We start from the raw sequence: 12,689 nt of genomic DNA, 5'->3' as shown, positions 1-12,689 counted from the left end.
ACCGACAAGGATCTACTCAATACATGACAGCGGCCAAGATCAAGGTATTGTGCGTGGACGATTCCGCGCTGATACGCAGCCTGATGACGGAGATCATCAATAGCCAGAGCGATATGGAGGTGGTGGGTACCGCCCCCGATCCGCTGGTGGCGCGCGACCTGATCAAGCGCCTGAACCCCGATGTGCTCACGCTCGACGTGGAAATGCCGCGCATGGACGGGCTGGATTTCCTTGAGCGGCTGATGCGGCTGCGGCCGATGYCGGTGCTGATGGTGTCATCGCTGACCGAGCGCGGCTCGGAAATCACGATGCGCGCGCTGGAGCTTGGTGCGGTGGATTTCGTCACCAAGCCCAAGCTCGGCATCCGCGACGGCCTGATGGATTACACGGATACCATCGCCGACAAGATTCGCGCCGCTTCGCGCGCGCGCATCCGCAGCGCCGCGCCGGCCGGCAGCGAAGCCGCGGCACCGGCGGCGCCGATGCTGCGCAGCCCGCTGCTGTCCACGGAGAAACTGATCATTGTCGGCGCCTCCACAGGCGGCACCGAGGCCATCAAGGAATTCCTGATGCCGATGCCACCGGATTGTCCGGCGGTGCTGGTCGTCCAGCATATGCCCGCTGGCTTCACGCGTTCGTTCGCGCAGCGCCTGGACGGCCTGTGCCGGATCACCGTCAAGGAGGCGGAGCACGGCGAGCGCGTGCTGCCTGGCTACGCCTACATCGCGCCGGGAGACTCGCATCTGCTGCTCGCGCGCAGCGGGGCCAACTATGTGGCCCACCTGTCGCAGGAGCCGGCGGTGAACCGCCACCGGCCGTCGGTAGAAGTGCTGTTCGACTCCGCGGCCAAGCATGGCGGCAAGAACGCCATCGGCGTGATGCTGACCGGCATGGGCAAGGACGGGGCGCAAGGCATGCTGCGCATGCGCGAGGCCGGCGCCTACAACCTGGCCCAGGACGAAAGCAGTTGCATCGTGTTCGGCATGCCCAAGGAAGCGATTGCCGCCGGCGGGGTGCATGAGGTAGTGCCGCTGCACGCAATGAGCCAGCGCGTGATGGCGCGCCTGGCCACCTTCGGGGCGCGGGCGCAGCGGGTTTGACGGGGCACAAGCGCTTGCCCGGCTGCAGGGCGCAGGGGCGGGCGCACGTTTCGCTTGCATCGTTTGTATCGCTTGTATTGCAAGTGTTGAAGCAACTTTCCACAACTGTATTGGAGCCGTTAGAGTGGACAAGAACATGAAGATCCTGGTGGTCGATGACTTCCCCACCATGCGTCGAATCATCCGCAACCTGCTTAAGGAACTGGGCTTTGCCAACGTCGAGGAAGCCGAGGACGGCGCCGCCGGCCTGGAGAAGGCCAAGGGCGGTGGCTTCCAGTTCATCATTTCCGACTGGAACATGCCGAACATGGATGGCCTGAGCATGCTGCAGGCGATCCGCGCCGAAGGCGCGCTGGCCAAGTTGCCGGTATTGATGGTGACGGCCGAGGCCAAGAAGGAAAACATCATCGCCGCGGCACAAGCCGGCGCGAACGGCTATGTGGTCAAGCCGTTCACGGCAGCGACGCTCGACGAGAAGATCACCAAGATCTTCGAGAAGCTGGCGAAGGAAGGGGCATAAGGTGGGCGATATGTCGACGACTCCGACTCTCAGCAACGAATCTGCCGAGCAGCTGTTCCAGCGCATCGGCGCCCTGACACGGATGCTGCGCGACAATATGCGCGAATTGGGGCTCGACAAGGAAATCGAGCGCGCCGCACAGGCCATTCCCGATGCGCGCGACCGGCTCAGCTATATCGCCTCCATGACCGAGCAGGCTGCCGAGCGCACGCTGACCGCGGTGGAACTGGCGCAGCCGATCCAGGCCGGCATGGAGAAGCAGGCCGAGGCGCTCGACAAGCGCTGGGAAGCCTGGTTCGACAAGCCGGTGGAGCTTGGCGATGCACGCGAGCTGGTACTTGACACCCGTGCCTTCCTGACGGATGTGCCGCAGCAGGCCCGCGCCACCGGCAGCCACCTGCTCGACATCATGATGGCGCAGGACTTCCAGGACCTGACCGGCCAGGTCATCAAGAAGATGATGGACATGATCCATTCCCTGGAGCAGGAACTGCTGCAGGTGCTGATTGATAACGTGCCTGCCGACCGCCGGGTGGAAGCGCCGGGTGCGTTGATGAACGGCCCGCAGGTCAACCCGGAAGGCAAGGCCGATGTGGTCTCCGACCAGTCGCAGGTGGACGATCTCCTGGCCAGCCTGGGGTTCTGACCGTCCTGCCCAGGCTGCCGCGGCGCCCCTTTCGCGGCGCCGCGGCAGCCTGCCTGCTGTTGCCGTCGCATGACCGGCAACCTCCGCCGCCATGGCGCAGGGTAGCGCTGCGCCCCCGGCCGCGCGGCGCCATCCCGCAAACAGCGCCAGAATCCCCGCCCTATTCCACCTTATGCGCGCAAGGCCCGGCTCCGATAATCATCCCTGACGAACGGCCCGCATGCCGCTTCGTAACGGAGCGGCCATGTCCGAAGAAAGCGATCTCGAGAAAACCGAACCTGCCTCATCGCGGCGCCTGGAGAAGGCGCGCGAGGAAGGGCAGGTCGTGCGCTCGCGCGAGCTCGCCACGCTGATCATGCTGATGAGCGGCGTGGTGGGCCTGTGGACGCTGGGGGGCGGGCTCGCCAACAAGCTCGATACCTTGTTGCATGCCGGCCTGGCTTTCGAGCCGGCCGTCGCCTTCGATACCTCGCGCATGATGTCGCACTTCGGCTTGTCGGTCTGGGAAGGCCTGCTGGCCTTCCTGCCGCTGCTGCTGTTCTTTGGCGTGGCGGCACTGGCCGCTCCCATGCTGCTGGGCGGCTGGCTGTTCTCCGCCAAGTCATTCGCTCCCGATTTTTCCCGTCTCTCGCCGCTCAAGGGGCTGGGCCGGCTGTTCTCCTCGCACTCGCTGGTGGAACTGACCAAGGCCATTGCCAAGGCGTTGCTGGTTGGCAGCGTGGCCGCCTGGGTGCTGTGGCGCCGGGTGCCCGAGGCTGTCGCGCTGATGAGCGCGCCGATCCACGAAGCGTTGCTGCGCATGCTGGAGATGGTGCTGAGCGGCTGCGCGATGGTGGCAGGTTCGCTGGTGCTGGTGGCGGCGCTCGACGTGCCCTGGCAGTACTGGACCTTCTACAAGAAGCTGCGCATGACCAAGGAAGAGGTCAAGCAGGAGAACAAGGACAGCGATGGCGACCCGCATATCAAGGCGCGCATCCGTCAGCAGCAGCGTGCCATGGCCAAGCGCCGCATGATGTCCGAGGTGCCCAAGGCGGACGTGGTGGTCACCAACCCCACGCACTTCGCGGTGGCGCTGCGCTATGAAGAAGGCCGCATGAATGCGCCGCGCGTGGTGGCCAAGGGCAGCGAGGCGATCGCCGCGCGCATCCGCGAAATCGCTGTCGAGAACGGCGTGCCGTTGCTGTCCGCGCCGCCGCTGGCGCGCGCGCTGCACCGTCACGTAGAGCTGGGCCAGGAAATTCCTGCCGGCCTGTACACCTCCGTGGCCGAAGTCCTGGCCTGGGTCTATCAACTGAAGCACTGGCACCACAGCAGCGGCCCGCACCCGGAGGCACCCTCCGAGCTGCTGGTGCCTGACGAGTTTGCCGTACCGGAAAGCCAAGCATGAACGCATTGACCTCGCTGTTCAACCTGCCCGGGGGGCAGGGAGGCGCCCAGATGAAGGCCCTGGCGGGCCCGCTGCTGATCATCATGATCCTCGGCATGATGATCCTGCCGCTGCCGCCCTTTATCCTGGACCTGCTGTTCACCTTCAATATCGCCCTGTCGATCATGGTGCTGCTGGTGGGCATGTACACGCGCAAGGCGCTGGATTTCGCCGCGTTTCCGGCCGTGCTGCTGTTCACCACGCTGCTGCGCCTGTCGCTCAACGTGGCCTCGAGCCGCGTGGTGCTGTTGGAAGGGCACACCGGGCCGGATGCCGCTGGCAAGGTGATCGAGGCCTTCGGCCACTTCCTGGTGGGCGGGAACTTCGCCGTGGGCATCGTGGTGTTCGCCATCCTGGTGGTGATCAACTTCATGGTCATCACCAAGGGCGCGGGGCGTATCGCCGAAGTTGGCGCGCGCTTCATGCTCGATGCCATGCCCGGCAAGCAGATGGCGATCGACGCCGACCTCAACGCGGGCCTGATCAACGAAGACGGCGCCAAGAAGCGCCGCGCCGAAGTTTCGCAGGAATCGGATTTCTACGGCGCCATGGACGGTGCCAGCAAGTTCGTACGCGGCGATGCGGTGGCCGGCCTGCTGATCATGTTCATCAATGTCGGCGCCGGGATGGTGGTGGGCATGCTGCAGCATGACCTGGACTTTTCCACCGCCGTGCGCAACTACACGCTGCTGACCATCGGCGACGGCCTGGTGGCGCAGATTCCGGCGCTGGTGATCTCCACCGCCGCCGGTGTGATCGTGTCGCGGGTCTCCAACGAGCAGGACGTGGGCCAGCAGCTGACCGGCCAGCTGTTCTCCAACCCGCGCGTGCTCTATCTGACCGGTGCCATCATCGGCTTGATGGGCATCATCCCGGGCATGCCGCACTTCGCCTTCCTGGCGTTTGCCGGCGCGCTGGTGTGGTTCGGCCGCTACGTGTCACGGCGCGACCTGGCGCAGGCGCAGGAGAAGAAGCGCGAAGACCGCGCCCCTGCGGTGGCCCCCGAGTCGACCGAAGCCAGCTGGGACGACGTCACCCTCGTGGATCCGCTCGGCATGGAAGTGGGCTATCGCCTGATCCCGCTGGTGGACCGCGCGCAGAACGGCGAACTGCTCGGCCGCATCAAGAGCATCCGCAAGAAGGTGGCGCAGGAGATCGGCTTCCTGGTGCCGGTGGTGCATATCCGCGACAACCTGGAGCTCAAGCCCAACGCCTATCGCATCACGCTCAAGGGCGTGGAGATCGGCCGCGGCGAAGCGGCGCCCGGGCAGTGGATGGCGATCAACCCCGGGCAGGTCTCCGGCTCGCTGCCAGGCACGCCCAGCCAGGACCCGGCCTTCGGCCTGCCGGCGGTGTGGATCGAGGGCGGCCTCAAGGAGCAGGCGCAGATCTACGGCTACACCGTGGTGGACGCCAGCACGGTAGTGGCCACGCATCTCAACCACCTGATCCACATGCACGCGGCCGAACTGCTTGGCCGCCAGGAAGTGCAGGCGCTGCTGGACCGCATCGCCAAGGAATCGCCCAAGCTGACCGAAGACCTGGTGCCCAAGGTCATCACGCTCACCGCACTGCAAAAGATCCTGCAAAACCTGCTGGACGAAAGCGTGCCGATCCGCGACATGCGCACCGTGCTGGATGTGGTGGCCGAGTACGCACCGAAGGTCAGCGATCCCAACGAACTCACGTCGCTGGTGCGCGTGGCGCTGGGGCGTGCCATTACCCAGCAATGGTTCCCCAACGGCGCTGACCTCCAGGTCATCGGCCTCGACGCCGGGCTGGAACGCGTGCTGTCGCAAGCGCTCTCCAACGGCGGCGGCATCGAGCCCGGCCTGGCCGACGCCCTGCTGCAGCAGACGCAGGGCGCGGTGACCAGGCAGGAGCACCTGGGGCTGGATCCAGTGCTGCTGGTGCCGCACCCGCTGCGCCCGCTGCTGGCGCGCTTCCTGCGCCGGACCATGCCCCAGCTCAAGGTGCTCTCGCATGCCGAGGTGCCGGACAACAGAAATATCAGGATCACCGCCATGATCGGTGGCGCAGCGTGAGGGGTTTCGCAAGATGAGCGTAGCTAAATTCGTGGCGGCCAATGGCCGCGAGGCCCTGCGCCAGGTGCGCGAGGCGATGGGACCGGATGCCGTGGTGCTGTCCAACCGCACCGTCGAAGGCGGCGTCGAGATCGTCGCCATGCGCGACACCGATCTCGGCGCCATCTCCAGCCGCGCGCCGGTATTCACGCCACAGCCCGCCGTGGTGGCCGTCGACGGCGCCCTTGGCGACCTGCGCGGCGAGCTGCGGACCATGCGCGCCATGATGGAGCGGCAGTTCTCCAGCGAGGGCACCCACGGCCTGCCGTCGATGGGCAGCGATCCGCTGCGCGACTCGCTGTTCACCTGGCTGGTGACGGCTGGCTTCTCCGGACAACTCGCGCGATCGCTGCTTTGCCACCTGCCGCCGGGCCATGACCGCCCCGCCGCCATGAGCTGGATCCGCCAGGAACTGGCGCGCAAGGTGCCGGTACTGAACGACGAAGATGCGCTGTTTGCCCAAGGCGGCGTGCTGGCGCTGGTCGGCCCCACCGGCGTGGGCAAGACCACCACCACGGCCAAGCTGGCCGCGCGCTTCGTGCTCCAGCACGGCCCGGAACGACTGGCCCTGCTGACCACCGACACCTTCCGTATCGGCGCGCACGAACAACTGCGCATCTACGGCGACATCCTCGGCGTGCCCGTGCACGCGGTGAAGGACGCGGCCGACCTGCGTTTCGCGCTGGCGGCACTGACCGAAAAGCACCTGGTCATCATCGACACCGTCGGCATGAGCCAGCGCGACCGCAACCTGTCCGGGCAGATCGCCATGCTGGCTGGCGTGCAGGCGCCGGTGCAGCGCATCCTGCTGCTCAACGGCGCCAGCCACGGCGACACGCTCAACGAAGTCGTGCACGCCTACCGCCACGACGCCACGCCCGACGGCGGTATCGACGGCTGCATCGTCAGCAAGCTGGACGAAGCCACGCACCTGGGCTCCGTGCTTGACGTGGTGATCCGGCACCGCCTGCCGGTGTACTACGCCTCTACCGGCCAGCGGGTGCCAGAGCACCTGGAGTTCGCCAACGGCGCGGCCCTGGTCGAGCGCGCGTTCCAGACGCCGCGCCGCGGCTCCGTATTCGCCGACGCGGAAGCCGCGCGGCGCGCCATGCCGGCGCAGGAAGACAGCGATGCCACCCGCGTGGCCGGCCCCGGCGGGGCCGACGGCATGCTGCGCTCGCTGACCGACAGCGCCAACGCAGTGGGCGACTGCGTCGACCAGCTGAATGCCGGCAGCTACGGTTTCGAACTGGTCCGCTCGCTGTGGCAGCAACGCGCCGAGAGCGCGCCTTCGCCGCGCCTGATGGCGCAGCAGGTGCGCGAGGCCGCCTGCCGCGACCTGAGCCGTCATTGCGATCGCTTCGTGCTGTCGCTGAGTGCGACGGTTGCCGCGCCGGCGGCAGGGCGCCGCGCCCCGCGCCCCTGGCAGCACACGCTATGGCTGGCGGACCGCGATGGCCTGCCGCTCGCGGCGGGCACCGCACCGGCCGGCCGCACCGGCCCAGCGCAGCAGGGCGGGCAGGGCGGATGGGAGGCCGACGCGGCCACCCTGTGCGCTGCCATTGCCGCCGCCCGTACCGTGGTCAATCTGCTGGACGCCATGCCCGCCGCCGCCACGCTGGCGCGCTGGCAGCAGGCCGGCGAGCGCTGGCTTGCCGCTGCGCGCAAGACCACGCGCGTGGTCAGCGGTGGCGCGGCCATGAAGCTCGATGCGCTGGCGGAAACGCTGACCTTCCACGTCGTGGAAGACATGGATTACCGCGGCCGCGATGCCGTGCAGTGGATCGCGCAAGCGCCGGTGCGTGTGCTCGAGGGCCAGGCACGCGGCGCACGCGGCGCCGAGAGCGGCATCGAGGCCGGCCTGCTGGTATCGCGCGTGGTCGATCGCGAGAACGGCCAGACGCTTGCCGTGCACTACCTGCTGTGCGACCCGGCGCTGTCTGCCGAGGGTGCGCAACTGGCCCGCTGGGCGCGCTGGGCCGAGGCCGGCGAAGCGCAACTGCGCACGCTGCGCCATGCACTGGATCACCTGGGCCAGGGCGGGCAGGACGGCGGCAATGCATCCTCGCTGGCCGAGGTGCAAGCCTGCGCACGGCTGCTCGCCTTGCAGATGGCTGTCGCCGCGCTGCGGCTGGAGCACGGGTGCGATGACACCGTCGCGCCGTTCCTGGCAAGGCTGACCGGCCGCGCGCCTGCGCGCCAGACGCCCGGCTCCGTCGTGCTGGTGGAAGGCATCGGCCGTCTGCTGGCGCTGCTCGACGTGCTGGAAAACTACCCCGCCCGCAGCGGCCGCGCCATGCTATCCGATACCACCGAGGCCGCTGCCGAGACGTTCCACATGGGCGAAGCCGGCGACATGCTCGAAGCGAGCCTGCATGGCAGCCGCGTGTTGCAGACGCTGGCACAGGGAGAATAAGACGTGACTTCACTCGCCTCCGACCAGGCAGAAAGCCTGCGGCGCATGCTGGCGCCCCGCGCCACGCGCCGCATCGCGGTGGTCGCGAGCGATGCCGGTGCCGGCGCCACCACGGTGGCCCTGGGGCTGGCCAACGCACTCGCCATGCAAGGCGAGCGCGTGCTGCTCATCGATGAAGACCGCTTCGGCGCGCGCGCCACCCGCCTTGCCGGCGCCATGCCGGAAGGCACCCTGGCCGCCGTGCTGGGCGGCGCGGTGACGCTGGAAGCCGCGCTGGGCAAGCGCCCGGCCGGCGCCATCGCGGTACTGCCCGGCAGTCCACAGGCCAGTGGCGGGCTGCAGGCGCTGAATGGTTTCCGTACCGTGCTCAACGATGCCCGCAGCGACGCGGACGGCGGCCTGTCGCAGGTGGCCGGCACGGCGCACAACCTCATTGTGGTGCTGCGCGCGGAGCCGGCCTCGATCAAGGCCGCCTATGCCTGCATCAAGCGGCTCAATCACCTGTACGCATGCCGGCGCTTCCACCTGGTGATCAACGCTGCCGCCACGGACGCCGCCGCCAGTGCCGTGCTGGGCAACCTGGCACGCACCGCCAGCCAGTATCTCGGCGTCGAGGCGAGCCCCGCGGGCAGCCTGCCGTACGACCCGCTGGTGGAACGCAGCGCGGCGCTGGGCCGCTGCGTGGTCGAGTCCTTTCCCGCCGCGCCCGCCACCGCAGCGCTACGCCGCATTGCCACAGGCATTGCCAACTGGCCATTGCCCACCGATCCCCGTTCAACCCCGACGGCTCCGCTGACGCCGTCAGCCACGGCCCTGGCTTAAACGCCGGGGCCCGCAGCCAGGACTCACGAGAATTCCACCATGTACACGATTCAGGGAAAGCTCGAACAGACCGACACCGTGACGGCGCATGCGTCCCTGGTGCGTCGCATCGCCTTGCAACTGGCAGCCAAGCTGCCCGCCAGCGTGCAGCTCGGTGACTTGATCCAGGCTGGCATGATTGGCCTGCTCGACGCCGCCAAGCGCTACGAAGACACCCACGGGGCGCGTTTCGAGACCTATGCCAGCCAGCGCATCCGCGGCGCCATGCTCGACGAGGTGCGCGCCAACGACTGGCAGTCGCGCAGCCTTCGCCAGTACACCCGGCGCATCGAACGCACGGTGCGCGGCCTGGAGCAAACGCTGGGCCGCGCGCCGCTGGACTCCGAAGTGGCCCAGGCGCTTGAGCTGCCGCTGGACGAATACCAGACGCTGCTCAATGAAGTCTATGGCTGCCAGCTGCTGCACTACGAGGACTTCGAGCGCTCCGGCGAAGAAGACTTCCTGGACCGGCATCTGAGCGTCAGCGACGAAGGCAACCCCCTCACCCTGCTGATGGAAAGCGGCATGCGCGAGGCGCTGATCCGTGCCATCGAGCGCTTGCCTGAGCGCGAAAAGCTGGTGCTGTCGCTGTGCTATGACCAGGAGCTCAACCTGCGCGAGATCGGCGCGGTGCTGGAGGTGACGGAGTCGCGGGTTTGCCAGATTCGCAGCCAGGCGATTACGCGGCTTCGTTCGCAGTTGCGCGGCTTGCTATGAGCGGTTGGCGCCAGCGAGTTGCTGCCGCGATGATTGCCGCGGCCTGCTGTCCGGCCTGGGCGGCGCCCGGCGGTACGGCGCTGCATTCCTGGACGGCCTCGGTGAACGGGCCTGCGCTGTATGGCAGAGGGTTGCGCACGGTCTCTGCGCCGATTACGCCTGGCGGCTATTTGCAGCAGGCGGAGGGCGCGATTACCACCGTGCGGTGGCGCTATAGCTTTGCGAGTACGCCGCCGAACGGGTTGCAGGCCTATTTGTGCAATGCCCAGCGGTGTGTGTTGTTGCCGGGGACGGAAGGGCTTACCGAGGCGTTCAGCGGGGATGATGCGGCCAAGGGCTTTGTGTTTGCGTTTCAAGTGCCTGGCAGAGGGGCATTGGCGCCGGTCTTGATCGGGCAGTCGAATCAGGTTACGGTCAGCTTCAGGTGACCCGCGAGGTGACCCGCGAGAGCTGACCAACCGTCGGTTGGCTCCCCTCTCCCGCCCGCTGGGGCCACATCCGCAAACCATGCAAACCAGTTCAGCCGCTGGCCAGGCTGACGCCCTGCGGGCCGGTCTGGGTGCGTCCGTCGCGCCCGTACACCGTGGCCGTGTCGCCGCGCTGGCGCAGGACCTGGATGGCTTCGTCGGTATAGCCGCGCAGGGCTTCCACCACGGCTCCATTGAATTCATTGGCGTCGCGCGCTGTGCGCGCCGCGAGCACCAGGGACCTCCATGCGGCTTCGGTGCCCGGGTCGACATGCCTGCCGACCAGTTGCCCGCCGGCAGCGATGCGGATCCCGAGTGCACCCATCTGCGCTTCACGCGCGGTGGTGAGCGCGCCGAGCAAGCCAGCCAGTTCGACCTTGCGCTCGAGCGCAGCGGCAAGGGCCTGGTAGTCTCCCGTCTTGAGCAGCTTTCTTTCCTCGCCGAGCACAGCGGAGAATTCCCGCACCAGCTCGGTTTCCCGGCCCAGGTTCTGAATCAGGGACTGGCTCATGGTTTTTGCCTATCGTCTGTGGTCTGTGGCTGGCCTTGCGGCCCGGTTATCGCTGGCGGCGGCCGGAAGGCAGTCTGCCACCAGCGGGTTACGCCCCGCCGTTCAGCTCGCGCAGCGATGCGAGCAGCCCGTCGGCTATCTTGCTGGGGTCAATCTTGATGCGGCCTTCGGTGATTGCCTGGCGGATTTCGTCGACCTTGGCGGCATCGATGTCATTGTCCTGATCCTGGACCAGGCGCGAGCCGATGTCACGCACCTGGGTAGCCAGGGGGCTCATGAGCACGTCGGCCGTGACCGGGGCTGCGGCCGCTTGGGGAGCACCGGCGGCGGTACGGACGGCGCCGTCGGTGGCATCGCTTGGCCTCGACGAGGTGGTCTGATTGATCTTCACGGTGATTCCTTGCTGGGTTCCTCTGGCTTATCGGATGATTCAGGCAAAACTTTAGGGAGAACAAGTCTGGCGTTCGGGCCGGCATTGTCTCACGGGCCGTATGGCCGCCCCAGGCCGCCCCGGGCCGCCCCGGTCCTGGGCGCACCTGCCAGCGGTCTTGCCGCATGCGCATCTCGCCTGCCGTCCCCATCCTGCCTATTGTTGCAGCACCACCGTATCACCGCTGCGCACCAGCGCACTGACCACCTGTCCGTTCTTGAGCCGTACCTGCACGTTGCTGCCGACGGCGGCATCGGCCATTACCTTGCCCTCGCTGCTGAGCTGGAAGGAATCGCCTTCCACCGTCACCGTCACATTCTGCCCCTGCCGCACCGCGATCGATTTCTTCAGCAGGTCCGTCCGGATCGGCGAACCCGCCGCGATGCGGTTGGCCGCGACCGCGCCATTGACCTGGGCCGGGTCCGTCACCACGGCGCGCGGCAGGGTGGACAGGTCGCCCTGGCGCACCTCAAGCGCGGAAGCGTCGATCGATTCGCCGGGCATGAGGGCACGCGCCGCCACATAGTAGTCGGCTACGACGGACACGCGCGCCTGCAAATAGCGGGTCCATGGGCGTTCACCGCCGCAACGCACGCCCACCGACACGCGGCCCCAGGCCGAACTGCCAGGCGGCAGGAACGGTTCGGGGGAGGGGCAGTCCGGCGCCCGGCCGCCTGAGGGCGGCACGATCTGGATGCTTGCCTTGCCGGGCAGTCCGGCCGTCTGTTGTGCAAGAAACTGCTCAACCGCTACCCGCACCGGGTCTTCGGGAAAGGGCGCGGGCTGCGCCGCCAGGGCGCTGCCGGCCAGCATGCCGCCGGCGGTGAGCGCGCAAAGCAGGACGCGCGCCGCAGCGGCCCGGAAACGAGAATTCATTTGGGCATCCAGCAAGGAAGCTACGCGGTTCGCGCCGCGAATGCGCCAGCCACGTGTGTGAGAACGGATCCCATTGTAGGCAAGTACGCGTTCCCGCTCGGGGCGAAATGCGCGGGTTTTTTTGCTCTATTCATGCGATTGGCATGACGGCAGCGACCCTAAGATGGCACACCTGAAGAAGGTCGACCTTCGTTGTTCTCTCCTTCCAGCGAGACACAGACATGATTGACAGACTCGATGCGGCATTGCGCTTCCAGCAGGAAGCACTGAGCTTGCGGACCCAGCGGCAATCGGTGATTGCCTCCAATATCGCGCACGCAGACACTCCGGGCTACAAGGCACGTGACTTTGATTTCTCCAGCACGCTGGCGCAGACCGTGGATCGCGGCAAGCAGGCCGAGGGGGTGACGCTGACGACTACCTCCACGCGCCACCTGCCGGGCCAGGCGCCTTCCGCCGACAACCTGGATCTCGCCTATCGCATCCCGATGCAGTCGAGCATGGATGGCAATACCGTGGAAATGGACACCGAGCGCATCGCTTTTGCCGACAACGCGGTGCACTTCGAATCTGGCCTCACCATCATGAGCGCAAAGATCAAGACCATGCTGTCGGCCGTCCAGCAATGAGCACAC

General features: G+C 67.2%; 13 protein-coding genes. 10 read left to right on the top strand and 3 right to left on the bottom strand.

Translation table 11 applies throughout. The features are described 5' to 3' along the window. Nucleotides 1-23 precede the first annotated feature (23 nt). The 9 genes from AC1DQ3_RS21410 (at nucleotide 24) to AC1DQ3_RS21370 (ending at nucleotide 10,198) form a co-directional block, all read left to right on the top strand. On the top strand, nucleotides 24-1,100 hold the full coding sequence (locus tag AC1DQ3_RS21410) for a protein-glutamate methylesterase/protein-glutamine glutaminase (protein ID WP_477122160.1): 1,077 nt from the start codon (nucleotides 24-26) through the stop codon (nucleotides 1,098-1,100). A 124-nt stretch (nucleotides 1,101-1,224) separates the two neighbouring features. After that, nucleotides 1,225-1,620, top strand: coding sequence for a chemotaxis response regulator CheY (cheY, locus tag AC1DQ3_RS21405; RefSeq protein ID WP_477122159.1), 396 nt, complete (start codon nucleotides 1,225-1,227; stop codon nucleotides 1,618-1,620). 10 nt (nucleotides 1,621-1,630) lie between these two features. Continuing rightward, nucleotides 1,631-2,266, top strand: coding sequence for a protein phosphatase CheZ (gene cheZ / locus AC1DQ3_RS21400; RefSeq protein WP_477122158.1), 636 nt, complete (start codon nucleotides 1,631-1,633; stop codon nucleotides 2,264-2,266). Between the two features lie 244 nt (nucleotides 2,267-2,510). Next, a complete protein-coding gene (flhB, locus tag AC1DQ3_RS21395; RefSeq protein WP_477122157.1) occupies nucleotides 2,511-3,653 on the top strand; it encodes a flagellar biosynthesis protein FlhB in 1,143 nt (380 codons plus the stop codon). Further along, nucleotides 3,650-5,737, top strand: coding sequence for a flagellar biosynthesis protein FlhA (gene flhA / locus AC1DQ3_RS21390; protein WP_477122156.1), 2,088 nt, complete (start codon nucleotides 3,650-3,652; stop codon nucleotides 5,735-5,737). The genes flhB and flhA overlap by 4 nt, the downstream gene beginning before the upstream one ends. 13 nt (nucleotides 5,738-5,750) lie before the next feature. Further along, on the top strand, nucleotides 5,751-8,192 hold the full coding sequence (gene flhF, locus AC1DQ3_RS21385) for a flagellar biosynthesis protein FlhF (protein ID WP_477122155.1): 2,442 nt from the start codon (nucleotides 5,751-5,753) through the stop codon (nucleotides 8,190-8,192). A 3-nt stretch (nucleotides 8,193-8,195) separates the two neighbouring features. Next, on the top strand, nucleotides 8,196-9,014 hold the full coding sequence (locus tag AC1DQ3_RS21380; protein ID WP_477122154.1) for a MinD/ParA family ATP-binding protein: 819 nt from the start codon (nucleotides 8,196-8,198) through the stop codon (nucleotides 9,012-9,014). Between the two features lie 39 nt (nucleotides 9,015-9,053). After that, nucleotides 9,054-9,770 carry an RNA polymerase sigma factor FliA gene (locus AC1DQ3_RS21375; RefSeq protein WP_477122153.1) on the top strand — a complete coding sequence of 239 codons (717 nt, stop codon included), beginning with the start codon at nucleotides 9,054-9,056 and terminating at the stop codon, nucleotides 9,768-9,770. A 29-nt stretch (nucleotides 9,771-9,799) separates the two neighbouring features. Then, nucleotides 9,800-10,198, top strand: coding sequence for a flagellar protein FlhE (locus tag AC1DQ3_RS21370; RefSeq protein ID WP_477122152.1), 399 nt, complete (start codon nucleotides 9,800-9,802; stop codon nucleotides 10,196-10,198). Between the two features lie 91 nt (nucleotides 10,199-10,289). Here the strand turns inward: AC1DQ3_RS21370 and AC1DQ3_RS21365 are convergent, their stop codons facing one another. The 3 genes from AC1DQ3_RS21365 to flgA all read right to left on the bottom strand — a co-directional run bounded on the left by AC1DQ3_RS21365 (nucleotide 10,290) and on the right by flgA (nucleotide 12,054). Next, nucleotides 10,290-10,748, bottom strand: a complete 459-nt coding sequence (locus AC1DQ3_RS21365) for a flagella synthesis protein FlgN (protein WP_477122151.1) — start codon at nucleotides 10,746-10,748, stop codon at nucleotides 10,290-10,292. Nucleotides 10,749-10,836: 88 nt separating this feature from the next. Further along, entirely contained in the window at nucleotides 10,837-11,139 is a 303-nt protein-coding gene (gene flgM / locus AC1DQ3_RS21360; RefSeq protein ID WP_477122150.1) for a flagellar biosynthesis anti-sigma factor FlgM, read from the bottom strand. A gap of 195 nt (nucleotides 11,140-11,334) precedes the next feature. Beyond that, complete coding sequence (flgA, locus tag AC1DQ3_RS21355) at nucleotides 11,335-12,054, bottom strand: flagellar basal body P-ring formation chaperone FlgA (protein WP_477122149.1); 720 nt, start codon at nucleotides 12,052-12,054, stop codon at nucleotides 11,335-11,337. Between the two features lie 221 nt (nucleotides 12,055-12,275). Here flgA and flgB point away from each other — a divergent pair, with 221 nt between their 5' ends. Further along, nucleotides 12,276-12,683, top strand: coding sequence for a flagellar basal body rod protein FlgB (gene flgB, locus AC1DQ3_RS21350; protein ID WP_477122148.1), 408 nt, complete (start codon nucleotides 12,276-12,278; stop codon nucleotides 12,681-12,683). The last annotated feature ends 6 nt before the right edge of the window (nucleotides 12,684-12,689 follow it).

This window comes from Cupriavidus sp. 01T418 (assembly GCF_056398885.1).
Note: the sequence above shows the minus strand (reverse complement) of the source record. Positions and strands in the feature narration are given on the sequence as shown.

Coding starts and splice junctions, on each gene's coding strand:
- cheZ (WP_477122158.1), top strand. CDS start 1,631: ATGTCGACGACTCCGACTCTCAGCAACGAATCTGCCGAGCAGCTGTTC.
- flhB (WP_477122157.1), top strand. CDS start 2,511: ATGTCCGAAGAAAGCGATCTCGAGAAAACCGAACCTGCCTCATCGCGG.
- flhA (WP_477122156.1), top strand. CDS start 3,650: ATGAACGCATTGACCTCGCTGTTCAACCTGCCCGGGGGGCAGGGAGGC.
- flhF (WP_477122155.1), top strand. CDS start 5,751: ATGAGCGTAGCTAAATTCGTGGCGGCCAATGGCCGCGAGGCCCTGCGC.
- AC1DQ3_RS21375 (WP_477122153.1), top strand. CDS start 9,054: ATGTACACGATTCAGGGAAAGCTCGAACAGACCGACACCGTGACGGCG.
- AC1DQ3_RS21370 (WP_477122152.1), top strand. CDS start 9,800: ATGATTGCCGCGGCCTGCTGTCCGGCCTGGGCGGCGCCCGGCGGTACG.
- AC1DQ3_RS21365 (WP_477122151.1), bottom strand. CDS start 10,748: ATGAGCCAGTCCCTGATTCAGAACCTGGGCCGGGAAACCGAGCTGGTG.
- flgA (WP_477122149.1), bottom strand. CDS start 12,054: ATGAATTCTCGTTTCCGGGCCGCTGCGGCGCGCGTCCTGCTTTGCGCG.
- flgB (WP_477122148.1), top strand. CDS start 12,276: ATGATTGACAGACTCGATGCGGCATTGCGCTTCCAGCAGGAAGCACTG.